Here is a 24,513-nt window from a genome sequence, read left to right as displayed (position 1 = left end):
TACGCACGGCCCGGGGCGCACGGCCCCGGGCCGAAGACTGCTCACCAACGCGGCGCCGTCGCCGCTCCTCCTGCGGGCCCGCCCGCGGAGACGGTGACCGGACGTGCCTGCGCTTTCGGGAGTCGGGGCTCCACGTACTTCGGCTCCTTCATGAACGCGCTCCCCTCGACACCGCCACCGACCTGGTTCATCTGGTACTCGCCGATCGCTCCCAGGACCGGGACCGCCATCTTGGCGAGCGCGCTGCTTCCCGGTGGCAGGCCCGTGGCGCTGCCCAGCACGTTCGAGGCCACGAACTTGGCGGCGGTGTTGATCGGCGCGTTCGCGGGCACGGCGGGTGGCTGCGGTACCGCAGGTGCCGGCGGGGCCGGGGGTGGTGGCGGCGGGGGTTGCTTGACCAGCGACACCGGTGTCGAAGGTGGATTGCTCGGCTGCTGCTGCTGTTGTTGCTGCTGCTGCCGTTGCTGCTGCCGTTGTTGCTGTTGCTGTTGCTGGTTCGCCGGTGGGCCCGGCGGTCGACGCCGGCCGCCTCCGCCGCCTGCCCCCTTGGCCATCGCCGCGGCGGCTCCGGTGCCGCCCGTGGCGACGACCGCGCCGAGCGCGGCCACCCCCTTGGCACCCATCGCCAGAGTCCCCATCACCGCGCCGTGGGCGCCCTTGCCGTCCTCCGCCACGAGGCCGACCAAGGGGTTGACCATGCGCATCGTCGCCGGCAGCGACAACGTGCCCGCCGCGAGAATGATGACGCTGGCCAGACCCTCGGCCGTGCTGCCGTCCTCCGGATTGGCCCACATGCGGAACACGGGAACGATGACGAACGCGGCGGTCGGTTCGAGCAACGCGAATCCGATGGCGAAACTGAAGCATTTCTTGAGCGCGGCCTTGCCGGTTTCGGTTCCCGAGCCGGCCGCGAATACAGGCATGATGCCCAGGAGTAGCGTCAGACCGACGAGTCTCGCCAGCATATATAGATACAACATGACGCCGGCGATGATGAGCAGAATCGCCGATAGCAGGAACAGCGCGAAGTTGATCGGGCGGTCCGTGCTGCCCATGGGCGTGACTTCGAGGTACTTCTGGATGGAGTTGCAGACCTCGGCCTCGTTGATCGCCGTGTCGCTCCTACCGGACAGACCTCTGATCAGGAACCATTGAGTGAACGTATGGCCCGCGGTGAGCAGTAGGCCGAAGAACGCGATGCTCGACGTGGTGACCACGACCAGGGTGAACATGGCCTTGACCATCGACCCGACCGCCATCGGGTTGCGCGACAGCGCCATCTTCCCGGCAACCCACAACAACGACAGCACCGCGACGACCGTCGTGATGAAGATCGTGTGACTGCGCAGCATGCCGGTGATGCCGCTGGCCCCGCGATCCTGCCCCCCGGTGAACGGGGGGTCGACCTTGAGCCACCAACTCAGCACTTCCGTGGCGAGCTGGCTCATCTCGAAACGGATCCACTCGATCGGCTGACCGAGGAAGCCGTAGGGATTGTTGGTCTTGTCGGTGGCCCATTTCCTGACCGCCCACTCCCATTCCTTGTCGGTCAGGGTGCAGGCGCTGTGCCAGCTGAAGTTCTCGTCCGGATGGTACTCGTGACACCCGATCTTGCCGATCGCATAGGTGTCGGTCCAGGCGAAGTCGCCGCGGACGAGTTCTTCGGAGTCGTACTGGTTGTCCGCGAGCTTGTCGGCGATGTTGGGGCCGTACGGATTGACCGGCGCGAAGTCACACACGTCACCACCGCCTGTTCGTGTTGTTCACGTCTAGTTCGGCCGGTGTGAGGTCGACGTGAACCGGAATCCCGGGGCGGCCACCAACCTTGATCATGAAGTTTCCGAGTCCGGGAGGCGGGGCCTCCTCGCCGCGGGTGGAGTCCCACGAGGGCGGCGTCGACCAGTCCTCGATCATGCGCTGTTCGGCCATCGTCATCGGGACGACCGAGTTCAGTTGCGGCATCTCCGCCGCGGGCAGACCACCGGTGATCACCATTCCCGCGCGTTCCACGAAGCCCTTGGCCTTCATCCGGTCCTCCTCCGCAGGCAGCGCGAGCAGGTCGGACATCGTGTGGGTGATCATCGCCATGCCCACACCACGCTGGCGGTTGAGTCGGGTCAGCGCGTCCACGCGGTCGACCAGGCCCCGGCCGGCGCGGAGCACACGCCAGAGCTCGTCGAGGATGACGAAGTAGTTGCGCCTGGGCTCCAGGCCCGCGTCCGCCAAGGCCTGGGCAACCGAGATCGCACCGAAGCCGTAGCTCCAGCACGCCAGCAACGCCGCGGCCTGAAGCGAGCTTTCGCCGTCGTCGATGGCGCTGACGTCGAAGCAGACCGGGCTGTCCCGGCGCATCGGCTCCGAGGTCGGCCGGGAGAACATCTCGCCCAGTCGGCCGTCGCCCAACAGACCGATCAGCGACGACTCCAGGGTTTCGGTGATCTCCCGGTAGCGAGCCACGTCGCCTCGGTCCAGGGCCACCGCCCGCAGTTCGTCGGGCGCCTCCTGAATGACCTTCAGCAGGTCGGCGAGTACCGGTACCCCGACGAAACGATCGTCGAGCAGCTTCAACGCCGCGTTGAGGATCGTTTCCTCGCGGTCCGCGGGGGGAGCGCCGCGAAGCACCGTGATCAGGGAGGCGACGGCGTTCAGCCGTCGACCGTGCGCGTCGGCCAACAGCGAGCGGCGCGCGGCTTCGGGCAGTCGCGCGGCGGCGGCCTTCGACTCGCCCGGGTCCAGGACGTTGAGATAGCCACGCCCGCGGCCGAGTTCGATGACCTGTCCGCCGAGTGCGCGGATCAGGTCGGCGTAGTCGGGCTTGAGGTCGCCGAACACCACCGGGTTGACCCCGTACCCCGCCAGCCCCAGTGCCTGGCGGCGCACGATGGTCGACTTGCCCAGGCCCGGCTTGCCGAGCACGAACTCACTCGGGTTGAGGATGAGTTTGGCCCGCTGGAACCAACTGATCGGGTCACAGCACAGGGTGCCGCCACCGGTCAGCGAACGCCCCAGCGGTACACCGACCGCGGGCGTGCCGGATCCGGCCGCGAACGGCCAAAGCCCACAGACCTGGACGGTGGTGCCACGCCACTCGGGTGGCGCCTCCACATATCCCACCGAGCCCGCGCCGTACCCGGTCCAGCCTCGCCAGCCGGCCGTTCTCGGCCTTGGGGCTTGGGCCTTCTTCTTTTGCTCGGCCTTCGACTTGGCCGTCGTACCCTGCGGCCCATGCGGAAGAGGAGCCGGCTTCGACCGTCTCCCCCGCTTTCGTCCGACGTCCGTCTGCTCGGACTCCTCCGCGGGCATGACCCCTGTGGGGTTGTGCACCGACATTTCGTCCTGCCCTTCTAGCCGCGTGCGCGAACGCCCGGCGAGTACGCGGTCGATGTCCGGTGGCCGGTCACATCGCGTCCCGGACGGTCTGCGGCACCTTGAGGTGCTTCGGCAGGACCAGACCCAGGGGCAGCGCGGCGGCGAAGGCCGACGCCTGGGAGCCGTACACGCGGCGGATCGCGATCCGGGCGGAGGCGGACAGGTTGTCCATCGCCGACGCGGCCAGGTCCAGACCGTCGCTGTCCTCGACGGTCGCGGTGACCAGCATGCCGAACTTGACCAGTCCGGCTCCCGTGGCCTCTTCCTGAGCGCTCTGCTGTGCGGCGCGGACCGCGATCGAGTCGCGGGCGTTGCCGACCTTGGCCTGCTTGGCCTTGAACATCGCGTCCTTCACGTCCCGTTCGACGATGTTCGCGGCGGTCGACGAGTCGTGCGGGCGGTACAGCAGCGTGACCCGCTTGCGGTCGATGTCGGGGTGCGGCCCCAACAGTCGCGCCAGGACGTTGGAAAAGACCTCGCCACGCGGTGCGTCGGACATCGCCCAGGTCACCGACAGCGCGCCGTCGTGACGGTAGTGGTCCCACGCCTCCTGGGTGGCACTGGGCCCCGCGTCGTCCCAGGTAATGCCCGCGCCGCCCTCGGAGCGGGCCTGGTCGATCAGTGCGGCCACGCTCGGGTCGTACGCGACCCGTACCGCCTCGGCGAGTTCGGTACCACTCATCGGACGCGCCTGCCCGGCTCCGGTCATCTGCAGACCCGCGCAAAGCCCGGGCAGCCGGGTGCCCAACTCGGTGGCCATCTCCTCCGGGGTGCGCTTGGGCACGCCGGGGCGAGGAGCGCCGGAGAAGGTCAGCGCGACCCGGGTGGACACCCGTGCCGATCCCACCGGATACAGCTCCACGACCTCGTTGAGCACGTGCTTGGACAGATTCGGCGCGTCCGGCCGCAGATGGTCGAAGACCTCACGGCGCAGCCGTTCACCGGTGTCGAGCGCGGTCTCCACCGTGACCGAAGCGGCCACGATGCCGGGCTCGTTGCCCAACGCGGCCAGCCACTGCCCCCAATAGGCGACCCAGGTGTCCACCTGCTCGGTGTCCACCAGCGACCCGCCGTCGGCGTCGCACTCGATCACGACGGTGTGGTCGTTGGTGGAGGGCACCGTCAGCAGCGCGAACGGGCGTTGATAGGCGTCCTGGGCTTCATAGAGTTTCGATCCGGCGGCCAGGCCGGGCAACTTGCAGGTGCCCAACGGCACACGGCCCAGCGGGCCGGATCGGTAGAGGTGTTGACCCTTCGCTTTGCCCCGCGACCACGCGCCTCGGGCGACCAACCACTGCAACCCCGTACGTCCTTGTCGATCTCGGTACAGCAAGGGAGCCAGGACGACCGCGAGCATTACCGTGAGGAAGATCGCGAACATCAACGAGATCATCATGCTGATGATGATCGTGACCATGCCGCCCAGCAGGATCAATGTTCCGGCCATCCCCAGGCCGAGGATGCCCGGCGAAGTCGGCTTGCGCCAATTGCCGTAGGTACGAATCTCGGGTGCTGTCACGTTCGTCTCCTCGGAGGCCGCGATCGCTCACATCCGCGGTCGCGGTCGGAAGCGCCCGGCGGTTCACGGACCGTCAGGGGGTCCACGCCACGTATCCGGCAGTCGTCGACACCGATCGGGCCGGAGGCCGGGAGCCGTCGGGTGGAAGTTGCAGACGCCAGCCTTCGTCCCAGACCACCGTCCACGTGGTGGCATCGAACGTGCCCGCCTTCTCGCGCATCCGCACCAGAGTGACGGTCGATGCCTGCGGGGAGTAACTGTCCACCCGAAAACCGACGAACTGCGGCTTGTCCTGCACGGATTGGCCCTGATCCGCAGTTCGGGTCGACGTTGCCGAACGACTGCGCGCCAGGAAACTCTCCTTGCCGGGTCCCTGCGCCAACATCGTGCCCGCCACCAGAATCGGCGACTCCGCGGTCTCGTACCGTTCACTTGCCTGGGCTGCGGCGATCAACGCCCCGACCGGTGTGCGCGCGTAGCACCGGACCGTGCCGGAATCGGCGAGCCCCGGGCCCGCCACCCGGGAGACCGGCAAACCCACCCCGTGATACGGCTCCCAGACCACACCCGCCGGCTGCACCGTGGGAATGGTCTGATCCCGGTCGGACAACTCGGGGCACTGCTTCGTCGTGTTGGTCGAACTCTTCTCGCCGCCCGAACCGGGCGGAACCGCCGCCGACGAGGCCACGGGGCTCGTCGACGCAGAAGCCGCGCGAGCCTGCGGTGTCGAGGGCAGCCCGTCCGGCTCGAACACGATCACCGTGACTGCGGCCAGACACAGAATGCCGAAGCCCGCCGTGGCGACGACGAACCCCCGCTGGGTGAACGGGTTCCCATCATCCCCGGAGTGCTCCTTGTCAGCCGATTTGTTACGCCGTAGGAAGGCCACAGTCGTTCCCCCGGGGAGATCCGGCTAGTTCAGAGCAGCAGCTGTGCGAGCGACGCGCAGCTGCCGACCAGGATGGCGGCGACCATGATCCAACCGAGGCTCATGATGTGCTCGCCGCTGCCACCGCTCTTGTGCGACATCGCCATTCGCCCGGCGCATGCCAGGACCGCGATGACACAGATCACTGTCACAACCCAGGCGCCGTAGCCCAGCAACTCGTTGATGCCGGTGCCGAGCGACCCGGGTGCCGTCGGCTTGGGGTCCTTGAGGCCGCCGCCGCCACCCTTGTTGGGCTCCTTGTCCGCAATGAAGCCCCCGACCTGTGCAAGGGTTGTTGCGATCAAAACCATTACTACTCCCCGCTGTATCGGTTGTTGGTGAGGCCGGCCAGTTCGGAAGCCAACTTCCGAACGTCCTTGGCGGAGTTCCGAGCGTCGGGCCACTCACCCAGCCGCCACGCCTCGTTCCAGGAGATTCGCCACAAACGAGGCACTCCTCCCGCGACGAGCTTCAGCCATTGCTGAAGGCTCTTCGGCAAAGGACCGGGAGCGTCGGCGATGGCCACCAGACCCAGGAGGTCGACCCCTTCCAGGGCCCCGGAGGCCCATTGCCGCCCGGCGTTCTGGGCTGCGTGCAGACCGCCCGCGTGAGTCCTGGCGACCAGGACCACACCGCTTCGTCCCGACGCCGACGAGACCGGCCATCCCCGGCCTCCGGATTCGGCACCCTGCGGTATCGCCAGCGCGAGGGTGCTCTCCCCCGCTCCCCCATGGCAACTCACCCACCACCAGGGCGGACGAGCGCTGCTGGGGGGAGTCCAGGTACCCAGACCTCCGGTCCCCGGCTGCACCAACCCCCGCTGCGGCGTCTGCGGCCCGAGACTGACGTAGGTGGGAGCCTCCACCTCGGGTTCGCTCTCCACGGCCACCGCGGCGCGTGGTAGCCAGGGATTGCCCTTCGGTTCTTCAGGTCGACGTGACACGAGATCACCCCCGCGTTACGACGGTCGTCGCAGCGTGGCGGCAGGAACCATGACCGGATTCCGGGAGCGCGGCATCAGAAGACGACCGCCTTCGCGATCGACACCGAACTTCCGGCCAGGGCGCAGGCGACCATCACCCAACCCATGCCGAAGATCGTGCCCTCGGCGTCCCCGTCGCGATACGTCATGGCCAGCTTCGCTGCGGACAACAGGAATCCCACCACGCACGCGGCAATCGTCAAGTACATGCCGATGCTGATGATTTCGTTCAGCGGCCCGGCGAAAGGCGCGCTCCCCCCGGGATCGGGAGGCAGTTGCTTCACCGTATTCGGTGGCACGATGTAGCTGGGCGGCGCCGGTCCGTCCGGCGGATCGTCCATCGGCAGCAGATCGAACAGCACCATGTGTATCTCCAGGCGTTCGGCAGTCGGCACCGCCCCGCCCCGCCGATCCGAGCCTCATGCCTCGGTGAAAACCCGAAACATCGGCCGTAGTGCCGTATTTCCGCGCGCGCGCGAAAAAAATGGGAGGACGGAAGTCACCAGCGCGCGCTCTCTCCGCGCCGGGCAGACCTCCACGTCGCCGTGCCATCGGCGGAAACCGGCCGATTGTGGGGTCTGCCACGAGATGGTGCTCCGTAAGACGTGATGATGCCGATTGATGCAAGGCGCACGCCGACATTAGCCATCCCGTGGGAACCCCACTATCCAGATTGCGTGGGACCGATCGCGCCAATCGGATGACCGTCGAGGACTGCGCCGCGCGGTCGGTCCCGGCCCGACGAATCGGTCAATTCTGCGCCGCCGGCGGGGTCTTGTTCGCATCCGGACACACCGGTTCGCCGCGGGCGACGAGCACGCCGGTGGGCTCTCCGATCAGCGTGCTCACCACGAAGCAGGAGCTGTGGGGCGCTTGCGAGAACACCGCGGTCCGCTCGTTGGCGCCGACCAGGACCCGCTCGACCAGACTGCCCGCGGGTGTCTGCGCGATGGCCACATATCCACTCACGTTCTGCACGTTCACCGGCGCCTCCCAAACGACCTTCAGCGCCTTCTCGAACCCGCTCACGACGACGGAACGCGGCACCCGGGTGGCAAGTTGGGCCTGCTCGACCGGCCGCGCCGTCTGCGTGCTCCACCCGGCCGCGGACCCGGACGGCTTGCCGGGCTGGACCGGCACCTGCCGATCGGCCGGTCCGGGCGCGAGCGTGCTCGGCAGGGAGGGTTCCGGTGCCGCCGTGGGCTTTTCGTCGCCGCCCGACACCAGGACCACACCGATGGTGATCACCAACAGACCGGCTGCGCCCGCGGCGACCAGGAATATCGGCTTGATCCGCTTGCGATCCGCCTTCTCTTCGGCCAACTCCCAGTCGTGGGGGCGGGGGAAGTAGCCCGTGGGTCCCGCGCCTGGCGAGCCGGCCTGCAGCGCTTCCGGTTCCGCATTCGCATCCGCAAAGATGTGCGAATCGGCTTCGTCCGGCTCGTCCTCGTAACCGGCGTAGGGCGAGACGTAGGGCGGCGGCTCGTCGGGGTCGGGACCTGCCGAGGACGCCGAGGAGACCGAGGGTGTCGCGGCGGCTTGGCGCGGCGGGTCCGAGTCCAGTTCCTCGTAGCCGGCGTACGGCGAGACGTACGGCAGCGGCTCGTCGGAGCCGGAACCGCCCGAGAGCACCGAGGGCATTGCCGCGGCCTGGCGCGGCGGGTCCTGGTCCAGTTCCTCGAATCCGGCGTACGGCGAGACGTACGGCGGCAGTTCGGCGGGCTCGAAGTCCGATTCGGGCTCGGGCGCCGGCGCCGGCTTGGGTTCGGGCGCGGGCTGGAAGGTGGGCGTGGGCTCGGGGTCGGGCGCCGCCTGCACCGGCGGTGGCGCGGCCGAGACCGGGACTTCCGCCGCCGGCACGTTCTCCCGCTCGTCGCCCTCGGCCGGCCACCACGCGGGGGCGGACAACTGCCGCGGCGGCGTCCAAGCCTGCCCGGTGTCGGGATCGGCCGGGTCGTGCCGCTCGGCCGCGGTGCCGGCGGAGACCGAAGGTACGCCGACCGTCGCGGGCCACCACTCCCCGTCCGGCGCGAGCAGGGACTCCGGCCCGCTCCGGCCGGCGGCGGGACGCGGCGGCTCGTCGAGCCACCACTCCTCGTCCGGCGGCAGCAACGCCTCCTGCCCACCCGGATCAACGGCGGAGCGCGGCGTCGCGACCGGCCACCACTCCTCGTCCGGCGGGAGCAGCGCGGCCTCCGGTCTGCTCGCCCCGTCGACCGCGCCCACCTCGGGAACGACTCGGTCGCGTTGTGTCGCGGCGCCTTCGTCGGCACCTTCCCGACGCTCTTCCACTGGATCGTCTCCCCTCGATGAGTCTCGATGAGTCGTCGGCCGCGGGACCGGTGACGAGGCCGTCGCCCGTCGGGGCCGAACGAGACAGGACCTGCCAAACCGCTCAACCCAACGAACGGAGTTCCTCGAGCCAGCGCGTCGCGACGCCCGTCGTCGGATCGTCGGCGCCGCGCACCCGCATTTGAGCCTCGACCACGAGGGGGCCGACTTCCAGGCTTGCCCGGAGCCGGGTCACCCGTCGCCAACTGGTGTACGCGTTGGCCGCGTAGCGTTGTGCCGCCGGGTCCGAGGCGACGTCCACACCCGACTCGAGGGCCAATTCGGCGTAGATGCGCGCCGCCAGCTCGGGTTCCCCGGCGAGGGCGGCGACATACGCACGCACCTCGCGTGCCCCCCTCGGCGGGGTCCCGCCGTCGGCCACAAGTCGCTCCGACAGTTCGCGGGCCTCGTCCAGGTTCCCGGCGTCGGCCGCCGCCCGGATCCGCACCAGGAGCTCGTGTCGCTGTCGGGCGATGGGAGCCGAGGACTCGGGGGCGGCAGCGGAGGCCACGGGGGCGGCGGGTTCGGCAACGATCGGCTCGGGCGTGGCGGGGCTCGGAGCGGCGGGCACCGAAGCGGCGGGGGGCGCCACAGCCGCGGGAGGCGCCGGCCGCGCCTCGACCGTCTCGAACTCGACCGGAGCGGTGTGCGTCTCCCCGACCGGCGCCGTTCGGCCGGCCGGGGCCGACGACCGGGCGGGCTCGGGATGCGCGTCCGTCGCGACCACGGCGCCGTCGACGCCGACGATCAACGGCCAGCGGGTACCGTCCGCCTCGACCGCGACGGCCCGCACCGGCCGCCCCAGGGCCAGGGCCTTGACGGAGACCCACCGAATCGCCTCGGCCCGCGCGTCCTCGTCGGGCGCCAAGGGCACGAGCACCCCGTCCACCGCCGTCTCCCCGTGAACGGTCATCTCGATCACGATCACCGGTACGGCCGGCACCGAAGCAGGGTCGATCATGTACGGCTCCCCCTGGATCCTCGACGAGCGTCTCGAACGCGTCGTCCGGTCTCGACCGAGACCTCCCACCGTGCGCGATCACGACTGTGCCAAGCGAGTCCGCGCGCATCGTGGGAACCCACCCTAAGACCATCGGCGGACGGCCACGCGGTCCCAGGTCTCACCGAGGACGCGCCCGGGCTCGGGAGGGTTCCGGGCGGTCCGCGGTACGGGCCGGCGAAATCCGGGCACAGTCAAAGGAAATGACCCGGTATACCCATCGAATGAGTCACCCGGGACGGTCGTCGGCATCGTACTCGTGATGCGCGCCACCTTCGATACACGGGCGCACCGGGTCGCTGATCCGCGCGGCAGCACGCCGGTGAATGTATGCTTCCCATCCGCGACTTCGACATCGGAGCTCGGTTTCACGCGGCCGGGCGAATAGCGCCGGACCGCAGCACCGGCCGCCCACTTCGGGTGACGACGCCCGCATGGAAGTCTCCGTGAAGGGGTTATCACAGCACGTCACAATCGGTGCGGTCGTACATCGATTCCCGAAATCGAGGAGCTCTCGTGACCGGTAACGCCATACCCGCTTGGCCGGTTGTCACCATCGAGATCGCGTGGGACGACTCCGTTCGCGTCGACGGCAATGTGATACCGGTCGAATTGAATGGCGATCCCCGGGCGGCGGCCCTTGCCGTCGCGGCCGAGACGGCGCGGCTGCTCGGCCGCCCGGTGCGGGTCGATGCCATCGAACCGGACGGTACGACGTTCCCGCTGGTGGTGTCCACGGACGGCTCGGCGACCGAAGCGGGCCCGGCCTCGTCCGCCCCACAGACCCGCCGCGGCCTGTTCGGCCGCCGCAAAAAGGCCGAGCCGAGCGGGCCGCCGCCCGTGTCGGCACCCGATCCCCAGGTCGCGCCGAGCCCCGCCCCCGAGTTTCGCGAATCCCGCGACACGACGCCGTCGGACCCTCGTCCGGCCGTGGACGCGACGCCGTCCACCCGGTCGCCGGAACCCGCACGTCCCGGGTCTCCCAGCGCCGAATCCGCCTCCGCGCCGGCTGTCTCGGAACTCGGCTCGCCGACTCCCGGCTTCGACGAAACGCCTGGTCCGAGCCCCGCGTGGCGACCTCCCTCGACTGCCGCACCCGCTGCCGCGCCGGCCGAGAGCCGACCGGCCGAGGCGGTTTCCGGTGACGCGAAGGGCCCGTCGCGGGTCTCCTCGACGGCGCCCGGAGGGGCCGCCGCACCTGTGCCCTCGCGCGAACAGGCGCACACTCTCGGCCTGATTCGACGTTCGATCGACGAGCGGGACACGGCACGCGCGTTGGAGCTGGCCGCCGCCCTGGACGCGACCAGCGCCGCGACCGGCGATCCCGCGCAGACCCTGGCCGGCCGCGAAGTCCATGCCTACGTGGCCCTGTTGTCGGGTCGGGTCGAGCCCGCCGTGGAGTTGTACGCCGGAGCCGTCTCGATCGGTCTGCGCCTGGGCGCGGACGGGGATTGGCCGCCGCGCATGGCGGAGAACGCGCACTATTGTTGGCTCCGGGTGAAGGATCCGAAATCCGCGCTCGCGTTGGGCCGGCTCGTCCGGGACGCGTACACGACCATTTCCGCCGTCGATTCCCCCGCCGCCAAGGCGGTTGCTCGACGAATGGCCGACCTGGAACGGTCCGCGACCGCCTGACCCACCGCACACGCCGCCGAATTCGCCCCCTCGGGATGTCGATTCGGCGACCCGCCGATGTACGCACGGCGAATCCGGCCTTTTCCGTGTCCGCGGGTTCATCCGCTCCCCTGGCCGCGGTTCGTCGCCGGTGCGGGAATGGCCGGCCGTTTTCCGCCCCGTGTCACGAGAGACTCGATGGCTCGCTGCGGGCGAGCCATCGATCGATATCCACGGGGCGGAAAGCCACGACTCCCGGCGTTCGCCTCCGATTTCGGCAACGCGATCAGCTCGGCTTCGTCCTCCGCTCCACGCGCTCGGCGGCGGCCGGGGCCCCCAACGGCCCGAGCGACTCGTCGGCCCGGACGAACCGGCCCTGGAGCCGCTGCCCGGCCAACACGAACGCCTCCAACGCCGCCTTCATCAGCGGATTGTGGTTGGCGGTGCGGTACAGCGCGGACACCCGACGATACGAGGGGGTGTGCGCCAGCGGTACGCCCACCACCCCCTCCCGGGCCTGGTAGGCCAGGCCGGGGACGATGGCCACGCCCGCCCCCGCGGCGACCAGGCCCTGCACGACGTCGTAGTCGTTGCTGCGGAAGGCCACCTTGGGCGCGAAGCGGTGCGCGGCGCACACCCGGGACAGACTCGTGGAGCCCGCCGTCCCGGGCCGGCTGGCCACCCACCGCTCGTCGGCCAGGTCGGCGATGTCCACGCCGTCCTCGCGCAGCGCGGGGTGGCCCTCCGGCACCAGGAGTGCCAGTGTCTCCTCGACGAGCGGGAAGACCGTGAGTTCTTCCGGCCACACGCGCGGCACCAGGTCGTAGGCGAAGACCAGGGCCAGGTCCAGATCGCCCTTCTGCACCTGTGGTACCAGGTCGTCCGGCTCGGCCTCGTCCAGCAAAATCTCGGCGGTGGGGTGCAGTCGGGTCAGCTCCGCCACGGCGTGCGGGACCAGGCGTTCACCGGCGGTGGGGAACGTGCCCAACGCCAGCCTGCCGCTGCGGCCTTGCACCACATCGCGGATGTCGCGCTCCAGGCTGTCCAGTACGGCGATCGCGTCGCGGGCTCGATCGGCGATCGTGAACGCCATCCCGGTCGGCCGGATGCCGTGTGCCTCGCGCTCGAACAGCGGCGTTCCCACCGCTCGTTCCAGCGCGGCGATTTGCTGGGATACCGCCGACGCGGTGTATCCGGTGCGTCGCGCGGCGCGCGCGAATGAGCCGGTGAGCACGACCTCGATGAGCGTCTGCAGGTGCAAGGGGTTGAGCATCAGTATTCCTTGGCCTCGCTCGAACGAGGTCGCGGGCTGGCGCATCTTGGCACTCGGAATCCGGGCCACGACTCTGTTGGAGCACGGTAACCGTATCGATCGTTGGGTCTCGAGGAGTGCTTCGACATGTCGGATGTCCTGTCGCTGATGGATCAGTGGGGGCCGGAGAAGGTCGTCTCCGTGTCACACACCCGCACCGGAATGAAGGGCGTGCTGGTCATCGACAACACCGCCCGTGGCATGGGTAAGGGCGGCACCCGGATGTCCCCGACGGTAACCACCACCGAGGTGGCCCGCTTGGCCCGGGTCATGACGTGGAAGTGGGCGGCGGTCGACCTGTTCTACGGCGGTGCCAAGGCCGGGATCGTGGGCGATCCGGCCGGATCGGACAAAGAGGCGATACTGCGGGCGTTCGCGCGAGCCCTGTGGAACGAGGTGCCCAGCGAGTACGTGTTCGGTCTGGACATGGGATTGACCGAGGACGACGCCGCGATCATCCAGGACGAACTGGGCGATCGCGGTGCGGCCGTGGGCACCGACGCCGTATTGGGCGGGGTCCCCTACGACCGGCTCGGGGTGACCGGGTTCGGGGTGGCCGAGGTGGCCGACGCGATGTTGGCGCACGTCGATCTGCCCCTTCGGGGCGCCCGGGTGGTGGTCCAGGGGTTCGGCGCGGTCGGCTCGGCCGCCGTGCGCCGCTTCGCGGAGCTCGGTGCGACGGTGGTCGCGGTCTCCTCCGTGCACGGGACGTTGTACGACCCGCACGGCCTGGAGGTGGAACGGTTGTTGCGCTCGCACGCGGACAGCGGCGACCTCGCGGTCAAGGAGTACTCGGGTGGGACCGTGCATCCGCTCGGATTCGAACTGACGGTACCCACCGAGGTGTTGGTGCCGGCGGCGATCCAGGACGTGATCGACGAGCGGGTCGCCGACGGGATCACCGCCCGACTGGTCGTGGAGGGCGCCAACCTGCCCACCTCGCCCGCCGCCCAACGCGTGCTCGCGGACCGGGGCATCGTGGTGGTGCCCGATTTCATCGCGAACGCCGGCGGTGTGGTGGCCGCCGGATTCGCCATGGACGCACGCTACTCGGCGTTTCGCCCGGACCCGGAGGTGATCCGGGCGACCGTGTCCACGAAGCTGCGCGAGAACGCCGTACTGGTCCACGAGGAGGGCGCTCGTCGAGGGATCACCTCGCACGAGGCCGCGCGTTCGCTGGCCCAGGAGCGGGTACTGGCCGCGATGCGGCTGAAGGGAAGGGTGGCGCGTTGACCGCCCAGTCGCGGCGCGGGGGCCGGGATCGGGTCCGACCGTCGACCTGCGGCCGGCCTTCGCACGGCACCTGACCCGGCGCATGGCGATGTTCGACCCGGCTCAGGCGTGCGTGTCCAGGGACAGCGGCATCTGGCAGAAGGTCTCGATCTCCTCCTGGAGTTCGCGCACGCGGGTCTCGCGCGCCCGCAGCGGACGACGCAGCCGCATGTGCACCTGCATGACCAGGGACAACAATCCGTGCACGCGCCAGGCCGGTTCGAGTCGCAGCACCGGGCGCAGCGCCTCGGTGGTCGCCTCGATCTCGTCCAGACTCGCGTAGGCCAGCGCGATGGCGACCCGGGCCTGCATCTCGTCGGCGAACGAGTAGCCCTCGGGGGCGACCGCCGCGTACCGGCTCAGCGCGATCTCCGCGGCTTCGATCGCCCGGCGTTCCGCGCCGGGGATGAACACCCGGGTCAGTGCCTCGTAGGCACTTTGCCGAGCCGGGTCGAAGTTCAGCAGGCCGCCGATCTCGTCGAGTTCGTCGCGCCGGGACAGCTCGCGGGCGTCGGCGGCGGCGCGCAGCGCGGCCGACGCCGCGAGCGCGTCGCCCAGCGAGGCCTGGGTCAGCGCGACCAGGGAGTGCAGCCACACGGCGGCGGTGCCCACCCCGGAGTCCTGCACCGAAGCGCCCAGTCGGGCGTAGCGCAGCGCCTCGTGTACCCAGCCGGCCCGGTAGGCGATCAACGACTGCACACCGCGCAGCCAGACTTCGGCGCTGGGGTTGCGCGCGTCCGCGACCGCGTTCACCAGTCCGGCCTGGGTCGCCGCCAACGCTTCGCGGGTGTCTCCCAGATCGTGCCGGGCCCAGCCGGAGATGCCACGCACGAGCGCCTTGGTCAGCGGGTCGACGCGCGCACCGTCGGGGTCTCCGTGCTCCGGCTCCACCGCGGTGGCGCGCCGGCGGACGGCGACCAGCTCGTCGTGGAAGGTCGGCAGGGCGGTGTGCGGATACACCGCCGCCAGACGCCGGACGGCCGCCGCCGTCCGAGCCGGGGACAGGAACTCGACCGCGCCCCCGGGCTCTTCGAGGACGTCGACCTTGTTCGGGAGTTTCATGCGTTATCTCTCCGCCGATGCGAGATCGTGCCTTACCTGCCGCCAGCGTGCCCCCATCGGGCGCGCGCGCAAAGGCCGTATCGGTTACCCGAACTCGGTAAACCCGAAGGTAACCGCAGGGAATGGCCATCCGGGGCTTCCCGGGCCCGCCCGGGCGAGCGCCTGCCGGCTCCCCGCAATTGCCCGGAAACATCGACACCCGATGCCGCATCGAATGGCGGGGGCGCCCGACGACGACTTTATCCTCGAAATGTTGCGCCGGTCGATACCCCCGCTGCTGCGCCGACTGCACCGTCGAATGTATGCTGCAAAACAGTTCCGCTTCCCCCCACATTCATTCCGGCAGGCGCCCGGATCGTGCCGATGGCGGGGTGACATTCGATCGCGACCTCCTCGGGTCGATTCCGTGAGCGCATTTCCACTGCGCGTCACCACCGTGTCGCCGGTGCGCCGATTCCTGATATCGAGGAGCCCTCGTGACAACTGGCATCGTCCCCGACGGGCCCGTCATCGTCGTGGAGATTTCGGCGGATCGCGCCGTGCGGGTGGCCGGTCAAACCGTGCCGGTGCCGCCCGGGGGCGATCCACGCGCAATTGCCCTGGCGGTCGTCGCCGAACAGGCTCGGCTGCTCGGGCATCCGGTTCGGGTGCACGCCGTGGAGGCGGACGGGACCATGTTTCCGTTGAACGTGTACGCGGACCGATCCATCGCCGAGGCGGGCCCGCCGGTACTGCCGGCGCGACAGGTCGAGCCGGCGCAACCGGAGCGGCGGCGCGGCAGGTTCGGCCTGCGACGATCCTCGTCCGAGGAGGTCGCCGGGTCCGTCCCGGTCCGGCCGCCGGTGACGCCCGAGTTCGCGGCGGCGCCTCCCGTGGGGTCGGCGGCGAGCCCGGTGGTGGGCGCCGAGCCGGTCCTGCCGGTGCCGACCTGGGCCCCGCCGGGATCCGCGCCCGCGGTTTCGGCGCCCTCGGCCCCGAGTGTGCGCACGCCCGACGACCTGCCGCCTCCCGAGGAGGACGAGCGCCTGGTCCTGGACCTGATTCGCGGTGCGATGCACGCCGGGAACGGGGCTCACGCGTTGGCGATCGCGGCCGATCTGGACGCGATTTCCACCGCGGATCCGGCCCGGCGGTTGGCCGCGCGCGAGGTGCACGGCTACGTGGCACTGGCCACGGGGCGACCCGAGTTGGCCGTGCGGTTGTACGCCGAGGCGGTCACCTTCGGCGACGGATTGGCCGTCCCCGGGGAGTGGCCGGCGCGGATGGCCGCGAACGCGCACTTCTGCTGGTTGCGGGTCACCGACCCGGTCGTCGCGCAGGCCGTGGGCCCGTTGGTGGTGGACGCCTACGCGGCCGGCGGGGCGGCGGATTCCGCGGGGGCGCGAGCGGCCCGCCGGCGGATGGCGCGAACCTGAGCCGGCCGGCCGGGTCCGATCCTGCGGCCCCGCCCGGCGGGGCCGCGTGGGTTGGTCAGTGGTGCGCGAGCGCGCGTGGCGGAAGCGGGTTTCCGCTCCCGCCCACCTGAGGGCCGGCCGCCCACAGGCGGTGCAGGTCGTCGGGGGCCAGGGGGGTGTGGTATGCCGCGCGCAGCACGTCGGCGGCTACCGGACCCCCTTCCTCCGCGAGCCGGACGAACCAGTCGAAGCCGGCCGGATAGGCCCACAGGTACGAGCGCAGCAGCGGGTTGGCGCCGCGGTCGCAGATCAGATCGGCGATCTGCTCGTCGGTCCAGAACGGCACCCGGGCCCGGGCATGGGCCGCGCACGCCGCCACACCCACACCGCGGTTGATGGCCAAGTGCAGTTCGCTGCGCACCAGTTGCAGGTAGTGGTCCAGTCGCACCCGGGCGATCAGCACGGCGTCGTCGGGCGTCACGAACAGCGGGAGCGCCTGGGCCAGTCCCTCCAGCACCACCTGGGTGGGTCCGTGTACCGACAACACCCGCACCCACGGCACGTCCTCGCCGGCGCACCGGTGCGCGAAGCTCGCCGCCTGGAGACCGTGGCCCAGCACCTCGTGCAGTGCGAACTGCCGTGCGCCGACCCGGGTGAAGCGCGCGTTGCGCGGATTGAGCCGTAGTCGAACGTGCCGTCCCACGCCGTCCAGCCAGTACGCCCAGTAGGCGTCGACCTCGACGCATTCGATGGTCAGCTCGTAGGACGCCACGGATTCGGTCACCTTGCGGACCGCCGGTTCGTACTCGGCCGCCGCCACCCGGATCTCGGCCGGCACCAGGTCCGCGTCCAGGGGCTCTTCGGCGATCCGCAGTTCCCGATCGGTGGCGTCGTGCCAGCCGATGCCCAACCCTTCGAGCAACTCCCGGGCCAGCGCCGCCCGTTCGGTGACGTAGTCCGCCGACCAGCCCACCGCGGCGCAGCCCTGGGTGGCTCGGATGTACTCGTCGAGGTCGAGTCGTTGCCCCAACTGGGCGCCCAGATAAGCCAGATCGGCATTCAGCCGGGTGGCCAGGCGGGGTGCGGCCGCCAGTTCCGGAGCCGCCGCGAGTTCGCTCAGCCGCGCGTGTACGGCCAATCGATCGCCCGCGGCGGGCACCGGAGCGGCCTCGGGAAAGAAGTCGAAGTCGATGATCGGGGCACCACCTCGCTCGATCTCGAGGTGGTGCCAGGCGCGAATCGCCGCTTCGATCTCGTTACGCACTGTCATGGACCACATCCCAACGCAAGGTCACGTACTGATTGGCGTGCAGGTCTTGCCTGGACAACGTCACGTGCAGTCGATCCTCGTCGAGACTCCATCGGGTGTGCTGGGTGACCGAACTCTCCGAGCCGTCCGGATACTGCTCGATCGCACCGCACCCGCGGAACTCGGTGACCCCGTGTTGGGTCACGCTCAGGGAGAATTGTCGCGTAGGCCGCGCGATGGCCTGACGCCAGTACGTCGCGTCCACGAACATCCCTCCCTCACACACGTATTCGATGACCGTAGTCTCCCCGTGCGGGACGGGCGGTGAAATCTGGCACGCGAACTTGCTCAAGCCGGTGGTTTCGTACAGCCGCTGGATGGCGATCTGCCGATCGCACGCGTCGGTGGGCGTGATGGTCAATCGGCCGCGGGTGCGCTCGAACCACATCTCCCGCACCATCCGGGTGAGCGGTCGGCCGGTCAGGTTCAGTACGACCTGGCGATAGGTCAACCGCACGTCCCCCCGGGCGTCCACCTCGATGTTCACCTGCAGCGAGAGTTCCACCGCGTCGCCGAACGGCATCGACTGCTCGCTCGGCGTGTCCCACGGCACCGGTTCCCAGTGGTCGGCGGCGCCGGCGCGGGCCGGCTCCCCGACCGGGGCCGGGGCGTCCAGGGGCCGGTCGTCCTCCCACGGCTGGGGGGCCAGGCCCAGCATTTCGCCGGGAATGCGCAGCCCCTGGGAAACCCGCTCGATAACGTGCTGCTGGCGGACCTGGGCCCTTCCCTTGACGTAATCCCCCACCCTGCTCGGAGTCATCTCGCACAGCCGCGCCAATTTGCTCAGAGTAAATCCGAGATCATCTTGCGCGAGCCGGAATATGGCCCCCAGATCGCGGTCCGCACAGGCCCTGATCATGGCCGGAGTGGCCAACAATTCGGTAGTCAGCGGCGTTCGGTCACCGATTTTCGGCATATTGAGCTCCCCGTGACGGGGCCACCCGGGAGCGGCCCACGTTGTTACTGACGAATTTACCAGCGCCGGGTAACGGACTCGACCTTATGCCGGACTCTTCACGGATCCATACTCGAACGAAAGCGCGTTCATTCGAACGCGGTCCGTGACATCCAATTCCGAAGCGGGCGGGCAGGCACAAATGCGGTACGGGCAAATGGGGCCGGCGGGCATATATCGCCCGTTCTCGTGGCCCGCTCGCGCGTGTGACACCGACCACCGCGAAATCGCCCATGTCCGGGTCGTCCGCGACCGATCGGCGCGCCTGTCCCGCTGCGCCGCGGTCACCTCCCCACGGCGCCCGGCGTGAACCGTCCCATCGAGGCGAAGATCCAGGAGATCATGTCCGCGTCCACCCCCTTTCGTCCCGTATTGGTCGAGCGGAGGCAACCCATCGCCGAGGCCGCTCGCGTTCCCACGACCGAGACCACCGCCCATCGGCGCGTGCTCTACCAAGGGGCCGATCCCGCCGCGGTGCACGCGGCCGTGGCCTCCCGGCTGGGGCCGCACCGGCTGCACATCCCCGCGGCGCGGATCAAGGCGAGCTTCCGGGTGCTGCACGAGGGCGACATCTCGATCCACGAACTCGCCTACGGCGCCCGCGTCGACATGTACCTCGACGGCAACACCCCGGATTATCTGATCCCCATCCGCCACCGGGGGTGGGGTCGGGTCGTCATCGACGACGTGGAGAGCGCTCTCTCCCCGTGTGTCCTGGGTCCCGATCGCCCGGCCCGGCTGAGCTGGGAACCCGACACCTCCGTGGTGATCGTCCGGATCCCGGGCGCGGCGATGGAGCGGGCGATGGAGCGCGCCGGTGCCGGCGAGTCGTCGAGGGTCGGCGCGTTGGGCCCATACCTGGACGGCGCCGACCTCGGCGTCCGGCAATGGCTCTCGCTGGCCCGCGACTTCAGCGCGATGGTCGATTCGGCCGGACATCTGGCCGGTTCGCAGTTGGCCGCGCGCCATTTCGAACAGGTCCTGGTGCACGGGTTGCTCTCCTGCGCGCCCGCCTACGGCGCCGGTTCGCGGCCCGACGCGGGCTCGACCGAACCGAACGGCCTGCGCCGGGCCCTGGCGTATTGCGCCGAACACGCCGGTGAACCGATCTCGGTCAAGGCCGTGGCCGCCGCGGCCGGCATGAGTGTGCGCACACTTCAGGAGAAGTTCCGCATCCACCTGGGCGTGACTCCCGTGGGGCATCTCCGCCGAGTGCGCCTGGCCGGCGCGCACGCGGATCTGCTCAACGTGGCCGAGGGGAGGTCCCGGGAGACGGTGACCGACATCGCGCTGCGTTGGGGCTTCGGTCACCTGGGGCGTTTCGGTTCCATGTACCGCGAGACATACGGGCAGTTGCCCTCGCGGACCTTGCGCAGCGGAGCGGCGGACCCGGAGATCTCGCGCGCCGCGGGCTGATCGGGGGCACCGCGTCGGGTCGACGATCGATGGAATCGGTGCCCCGGCCGCATCGGCCGGGGCACCGTGTCCGTCGCATCCGCTGTGCCCACCGCGCCCGTTGTGCCCGCCGCATGCGGTGGGCGCGGCGGGCGCGGTGGGCGGACACGCCGTCGGGCGCACGAAGACACCCGCCAGCCCTGTCCGGCGGATCTTGGTGGATCGGGCCGCGTCGTGAGCGCAGCGAGGAGCCCGAAGGGCGGATGCCGTGCGTCGGCGTGCCGGAGAAGCAGCCGCACAGTGGTTCCATTCGGGCTGTTTCTCCGGTGCGGCGAGGCACGGTGCCAGGCGGCGCGGACCCACCGGGATCCGCCGGACAGGGCCTAGAGCGCCGAGAGTCCCACAGTGGCGCGGAAGTGTTCGCGGGCGTCCGAGGTGCGTCCGTTGCCGTACACCCGCAGGACCTCCGCCAGGCCCGGGTAGCGCTGGGCGAGCAGTTCGGCCGCGGACTCGATCTCGGCGGCCGACGCCACCGCACGCAACACCGCGTGCACCGCCGCGGCCGGGTCCGCTCGCGGACCGGTCAGCACCTCGGGACCGTTCAGCCGCAGGGCCGTGCGCGTGCTGGGCTGATGCGAACGCACCCGCTCCAGCGCGGCCTCCCGATCGGCGACCGCCAGGCGGTCGAAGTCGGTGGAGGCGACGAGTGCCTCGACCTCCTGGAGTCGGGCCAGCACGGCGGGGTTGCCGATCTTGGCCCGCTGACCGGACATCAGTTGCGAGAGCATGGGCGCGGACAGGCCCAGCATGGCGGCCAGTTCCATCTGCGAGGTGCCCAGCCGTTTCAGGAGCCGACGGAAGCGGTCGTTCAACGGCTCGCCGTACCACTCCGTCTGGCGCGCCCGGTTGCGCGCGACGGCCTCCTGATCCTCCTGCGACTTGGTCACCGTCGCATCATGCACTGCGAACGGCGTGTTTGCAATTGCAATGCGGCGGATCGCTCCCGAGCCGGCACGCGAGGTCCGGCCCGCCGGTTCGCCGGCCGCCTCAGGGCGTCGGGAGCGCCATCCACCGATACGTCCCGTCGTCCCGATAGGTGCAGCGCATGCGTTTTCCCTCGGGTGTGCGCACTTCCGCCGACACGTCGTACCAGTCGCACGGGGTGCCGGCCGCCACGTCCCTCGGGAGCGGCGCCGGCACCGGGGGCGAGGCCGACGGCTGCGACCCCGCGGTGCCGGACGGTCGGTCCGAGGGGCGGGTGAGCGCGGGCGCGCTCGGTTGCGTCGGCCCGGGGTCGGCCGGATCGTCCTCGTCGCCGCTCGCGATCAACGCGGTCGTCACCGCCGCGACGGCGACCACGCCGCCCACGAACGCCCACTTCCCGGGGGATCCGACTCGGCGCCGACCACGGCGATTTCCGGCCGGCGCCCCGACCGGCGCGGGCGCCCGGGGAGCCGGGTCGGCCGCGTTCCGTTCCGCTGCCCGCAGCCACAGCGAGACCGACGGCGCCTCGGCCGGCACCGCGAGCCCCGACAACGCGGCCGGTGCCGACGGCGGCGCGGGCGGCGCGACCGGGCGTGCGGGTGGTGCGGCAACCGACGGCGCGGGTGGTGTGGCGACGACGGGCGGCGCCGTGACGACCGTCGGTACGGGCGGCGCGGTCGGCCCCGGCGGCACGGGCGCCGACGACGACACCGTGACCACCCGACGCCCCGACGAGGCACCGCGCATCGCCGGGACCCGGCCGTCCGGCCAGGTCACCGTGGTTCGCGACACCCCGCGCAGCACCGGGCCTTCCGGCGCCTCGCCGGGCAGCGGGCCCACCACGTCGAAGACCTCGATCGGCTCGCCGTCCGCGGTCGACGCCGGCGTCACCGGCCCCAATCCGGGCGCGATCTCGCGCAGCCGGGCCGACGCCCACGCGGCGTCCCGCGGTCGCGCTTGCGGTTCGGCCTCGGTCAGCGCGCCCACCAGGTCCCACAACGCACCGGCGTCGGCGGGGATGCTCGGCGGCCCGTCCGGCGGCTCCTCGCTGCCCGACAGCAGTTGCCACGCCAGGATGCCCAGCGCGTACAGGTCGCGGCGCACGTCCGGCGGCGCGCCGGTGGCGGCCTCCGGCGGCAGATAGCCCCAAGTGCCCACCACGTGACCGGCCTCGGTCAGCCGCGGACCCTCGCGGGGCAGCGCCAGGCCGAAGTCGCCGAGCAGGCAGTGCGGCCGGCCCTGACCGGTCACCTCGAGCAGGACGTTCGCGGGCTTGACGTCGCGGTGCACGAGGCCGACGTCGTGCACATGCTCCAAGGCGTCCAGGAGTTGGCCGAGAATCGCCGCGACGTACGGCTCGGGCAGGGCGCCGTGATCCCGGATCAACGAGGCCAGCGACCCGCCCGCGTACAACTCCATCGCGATCAGCACGTCGCCGTCGGCGACCCACGTGTAGGGCGACGAGACGTGCGGGTGTTCCAGTCGGAACCCCTGCTCGCGCACCACCCGCAGCAGCAACCCCGCGTCGGCCGGGCGCACCAGCTTGGCGGCGCAGTAGCCGCCCAACCGGTGGTCGAACGCCCGCCATACGGTGCCGGACATTCCGGTTCCGACGGGATCGACGAGGGTGAAGCGGCCGGCGAGCGGTGTGGACACGCCGTCACCCTAGCGCAGGGGTTCGGGCACCCAGCGGGCCCATTACTCTCCGGTAATCTATTGTTTGCAAGTGCAATCCTGATCTACATTCCCGGGCATGAGACTGCGAGCGTTCCTGGCCGGTGCGGCGGCGCTCACCTTGGGTATGGTGTCGGTGCCCGGCGCGGCTCCGCACGCCTACGCCGCCGAGGCGCACACACTCGCCCCTCACCGGTCCTCGCCGGAACCCGCGTCCACCCCGCTGAACCACCATGCGCCCCGTACCTACTCGCCCACCGGAACACCCGTCTCCGGCGCGCCCGACGGCGCCCGCGCGGTGTCGCTGGCCCCCGGCGACTACCTGGACCGGATGGCGGACAAAGAGGTCAAGTACTACGCCGTGGACGTGCCCTTGGGCCACACCGTATACGTGTCGGGGACGACCGTCAGCACGGTGAAGGGCCTGGAAGCGCTCGATCTCAAGCAGATCGACGACCGCAGCGGCTCGTGCCGGACGGACACCGGACTCTCCCAGTCGTTGTCCAAGGTCGTCACGGCGTCGTTGAACTGGGGAGCGACCTCCACCGGCCGCAACAACAGTTGTGCTCGGCCCGGCCGGCAGGTGTTCTCGGTGACCCGCCGGGGCACCGGTCCGCCGGTCCCGCTGGAACTGCGGATCTTCCTGGAGCCGGCCGTGCTCGACAAGGGCCCGGCCGAATCCGTGATCGCGCGCTACACCGAACCGGGCGGTGCGCCCGTACCGGTGGTCGGCGGCGGCTCGTTCGCCGATGCCACCCCGCTCCCCGGCTCCGGCCACTTCACCGACGACATCGCGTTCGGCGAATGGGCCTTCTACCGCGTCCGCCTGGACTGGGGCCAGAGCCTGGCCCTCCAGGTCCGGGTCGGTGGCGGGCGGGGGTACGCCCCGACCGAGGTGCGCCTGTACAACCCCGTACGCGAGGAACTCGCCCAGGAGTCGGCGGCCGTGTTCGACACGGAGCACATCTTCGCCGGCCGTTCGGACCCGTTCGCGACCCGGCCCGTGCGCTACCTCAACCGCAGCGAACGGCAGCAGGAGCTCGCCGACATGCTGCCCGGGTGGTACTACCTCGCGGTCGCGGTACAGGGCGAGGGCGAGCAACGCTCGCTCGCCGTCGACGTGTCCGTCGGCGGCGCCAAGGAGCCCGGTCCCGGATACGCGCCGGACTCGGGGGCAGCCGCCACACCTCCCGGCCGGACGCCCACGAACGGCGCGGCCCCTGCGGGCGGGGCCCCGGCCCCGGCCGGCGGGCAACCGACCGGCGCCGAGAAGTCCACGGACGCGAGTGCGGTGTTCGGCGGCCCCGCCGTGTGGCTGGGCCTGCCGCTCGCGCTGCTCCTGGGCGCCGGACCGGCGACCTGGCTGATCCGCCGACGCGCCTCCGAAACCCGCCCCGGCTGAGCCGGGTTCGG

General features: G+C 70.6%; 20 protein-coding genes. 5 read left to right on the top strand and 15 right to left on the bottom strand.

The genetic code is table 11. From position 1 onward, the window contains the following. Positions 1-41 precede the first annotated feature (41 nt). The 9 genes from OG948_RS32945 to OG948_RS32905 all read right to left on the bottom strand — a co-directional run bounded on the left by OG948_RS32945 (position 42) and on the right by OG948_RS32905 (position 10,090). The gene (locus OG948_RS32945; RefSeq protein WP_406299970.1) at positions 42-1,739 is read right to left on the bottom strand and encodes a hypothetical protein; all 1,698 of its coding nucleotides are present in this window, start codon (positions 1,737-1,739) and stop codon (positions 42-44) included. A gap of 1 nt (position 1,740) precedes the next feature. Next, the gene (locus OG948_RS32940; protein WP_406299969.1) at positions 1,741-3,114 is read right to left on the bottom strand and encodes an ATP/GTP-binding protein; all 1,374 of its coding nucleotides are present in this window, start codon (positions 3,112-3,114) and stop codon (positions 1,741-1,743) included. A gap of 283 nt (positions 3,115-3,397) precedes the next feature. Then, a complete protein-coding gene (locus tag OG948_RS32935) occupies positions 3,398-4,888 on the bottom strand; it encodes an SCO6880 family protein (protein WP_406299968.1) in 1,491 nt (496 codons plus the stop codon). Between the two features lie 73 nt (positions 4,889-4,961). Next, positions 4,962-5,777 (bottom strand): hypothetical protein, encoded by an 816-nt coding sequence (locus OG948_RS32930; RefSeq protein ID WP_406299967.1) that lies wholly within the window; start codon positions 5,775-5,777, stop codon positions 4,962-4,964. 29 nt (positions 5,778-5,806) lie between these two features. Further along, positions 5,807-6,127: a hypothetical protein gene (locus tag OG948_RS32925; RefSeq protein ID WP_406299966.1), complete on the bottom strand. Its 321-nt coding sequence runs from the start codon at positions 6,125-6,127 to the stop codon at positions 5,807-5,809. Positions 6,128-6,129: 2 nt separating this feature from the next. After that, a complete protein-coding gene (locus tag OG948_RS32920; protein WP_406299965.1) occupies positions 6,130-6,759 on the bottom strand; it encodes a DUF6668 family protein in 630 nt (209 codons plus the stop codon). Between the two features lie 74 nt (positions 6,760-6,833). Then, positions 6,834-7,163: a hypothetical protein gene (locus tag OG948_RS32915; protein ID WP_406299964.1), complete on the bottom strand. Its 330-nt coding sequence runs from the start codon at positions 7,161-7,163 to the stop codon at positions 6,834-6,836. Between the two features lie 385 nt (positions 7,164-7,548). Next, the gene (locus tag OG948_RS32910) at positions 7,549-9,090 is read right to left on the bottom strand and encodes a hypothetical protein (protein ID WP_406299963.1); all 1,542 of its coding nucleotides are present in this window, start codon (positions 9,088-9,090) and stop codon (positions 7,549-7,551) included. A 103-nt stretch (positions 9,091-9,193) separates the two neighbouring features. Further along, the gene (locus tag OG948_RS32905; protein WP_406299962.1) at positions 9,194-10,090 is read right to left on the bottom strand and encodes a hypothetical protein; all 897 of its coding nucleotides are present in this window, start codon (positions 10,088-10,090) and stop codon (positions 9,194-9,196) included. Positions 10,091-10,645: 555 nt separating this feature from the next. On the opposite strand from OG948_RS32905, the gene OG948_RS32900 reads away from it, so the two are divergent. Then, complete coding sequence (locus OG948_RS32900) at positions 10,646-11,764, top strand: hypothetical protein (RefSeq protein ID WP_406299961.1); 1,119 nt, start codon at positions 10,646-10,648, stop codon at positions 11,762-11,764. Between the two features lie 265 nt (positions 11,765-12,029). Here OG948_RS32900 and OG948_RS32895 read toward each other — a convergent pair whose 3' ends face one another. Next, entirely contained in the window at positions 12,030-13,016 is a 987-nt protein-coding gene (locus OG948_RS32895; RefSeq protein ID WP_406299960.1) for a LysR family transcriptional regulator, read from the bottom strand. 126 nt (positions 13,017-13,142) lie between these two features. On the opposite strand from OG948_RS32895, the gene OG948_RS32890 reads away from it, so the two are divergent. Further along, on the top strand, positions 13,143-14,288 hold the full coding sequence (locus OG948_RS32890; protein ID WP_406299959.1) for a Glu/Leu/Phe/Val dehydrogenase: 1,146 nt from the start codon (positions 13,143-13,145) through the stop codon (positions 14,286-14,288). A gap of 102 nt (positions 14,289-14,390) precedes the next feature. On the opposite strand, the gene OG948_RS32885 is transcribed toward OG948_RS32890, so the two are convergent. Beyond that, on the bottom strand, positions 14,391-15,389 hold the full coding sequence (locus OG948_RS32885; protein ID WP_406299958.1) for a hypothetical protein: 999 nt from the start codon (positions 15,387-15,389) through the stop codon (positions 14,391-14,393). A gap of 476 nt (positions 15,390-15,865) precedes the next feature. Between OG948_RS32885 and OG948_RS32880 the strand changes: the two genes are divergently transcribed. After that, complete coding sequence (locus tag OG948_RS32880; protein ID WP_406299957.1) at positions 15,866-16,804, top strand: hypothetical protein; 939 nt, start codon at positions 15,866-15,868, stop codon at positions 16,802-16,804. Between the two features lie 55 nt (positions 16,805-16,859). On the opposite strand, the gene OG948_RS32875 is transcribed toward OG948_RS32880, so the two are convergent. After that, entirely contained in the window at positions 16,860-18,053 is a 1,194-nt protein-coding gene (locus OG948_RS32875) for a hypothetical protein (protein ID WP_406299956.1), read from the bottom strand. Then, positions 18,040-18,852: a hypothetical protein gene (locus OG948_RS32870; RefSeq protein ID WP_406299955.1), complete on the bottom strand. Its 813-nt coding sequence runs from the start codon at positions 18,850-18,852 to the stop codon at positions 18,040-18,042. The genes OG948_RS32875 and OG948_RS32870 overlap by 14 nt, the downstream gene beginning before the upstream one ends. A gap of 501 nt (positions 18,853-19,353) precedes the next feature. On the opposite strand from OG948_RS32870, the gene OG948_RS32865 reads away from it, so the two are divergent. Further along, positions 19,354-20,463 carry an AraC family transcriptional regulator gene (locus OG948_RS32865; protein WP_406299954.1) on the top strand — a complete coding sequence of 370 codons (1,110 nt, stop codon included), beginning with the start codon at positions 19,354-19,356 and terminating at the stop codon, positions 20,461-20,463. Between the two features lie 362 nt (positions 20,464-20,825). On the opposite strand, the gene OG948_RS32860 is transcribed toward OG948_RS32865, so the two are convergent. Beyond that, positions 20,826-21,389, bottom strand: a complete 564-nt coding sequence (locus OG948_RS32860) for an XRE family transcriptional regulator (RefSeq protein WP_406299953.1) — start codon at positions 21,387-21,389, stop codon at positions 20,826-20,828. A 100-nt stretch (positions 21,390-21,489) separates the two neighbouring features. Next, positions 21,490-23,082 (bottom strand): serine/threonine-protein kinase, encoded by a 1,593-nt coding sequence (locus OG948_RS32855; RefSeq protein WP_406299951.1) that lies wholly within the window; start codon positions 23,080-23,082, stop codon positions 21,490-21,492. A 97-nt stretch (positions 23,083-23,179) separates the two neighbouring features. On the opposite strand from OG948_RS32855, the gene OG948_RS32850 reads away from it, so the two are divergent. Then, a complete protein-coding gene (locus OG948_RS32850; protein ID WP_406299950.1) occupies positions 23,180-24,502 on the top strand; it encodes a hypothetical protein in 1,323 nt (440 codons plus the stop codon). Positions 24,503-24,513: the final 11 nt, after the last annotated feature.

The organism is Embleya sp. NBC_00888, assembly GCF_045207655.1.
In the GTDB taxonomy this organism is placed as follows: Bacteria; Actinomycetota; Actinomycetes; order Streptomycetales; family Streptomycetaceae; genus Embleya.
The sequence above is the reverse complement of the archived record's forward strand: the minus strand, read 5'-3'. Positions and strand labels throughout refer to the sequence as shown.

Bases quoted from the DNA above. Each gene is read 5' to 3' on its own strand.
- OG948_RS32875 (WP_406299956.1), bottom strand. From the start codon at position 18,053: ATGACAGTGCGTAACGAGATCGAAGCGGCGATTCGCGCCTGGCACCAC.
- OG948_RS32890 (WP_406299959.1), top strand. From the start codon at position 13,143: ATGTCGGATGTCCTGTCGCTGATGGATCAGTGGGGGCCGGAGAAGGTC.
- OG948_RS32905 (WP_406299962.1), bottom strand. From the start codon at position 10,090: ATGATCGACCCTGCTTCGGTGCCGGCCGTACCGGTGATCGTGATCGAG.
- OG948_RS32895 (WP_406299960.1), bottom strand. From the start codon at position 13,016: ATGCTCAACCCCTTGCACCTGCAGACGCTCATCGAGGTCGTGCTCACC.
- OG948_RS32915 (WP_406299964.1), bottom strand. From the start codon at position 7,163: ATGGTGCTGTTCGATCTGCTGCCGATGGACGATCCGCCGGACGGACCG.
- OG948_RS32850 (WP_406299950.1), top strand. From the start codon at position 23,180: ATGAGACTGCGAGCGTTCCTGGCCGGTGCGGCGGCGCTCACCTTGGGT.
- OG948_RS32885 (WP_406299958.1), bottom strand. From the start codon at position 15,389: ATGAAACTCCCGAACAAGGTCGACGTCCTCGAAGAGCCCGGGGGCGCG.
- OG948_RS32870 (WP_406299955.1), bottom strand. From the start codon at position 18,852: ATGACTCCGAGCAGGGTGGGGGATTACGTCAAGGGAAGGGCCCAGGTC.
- OG948_RS32925 (WP_406299966.1), bottom strand. From the start codon at position 6,127: ATGGTTTTGATCGCAACAACCCTTGCACAGGTCGGGGGCTTCATTGCG.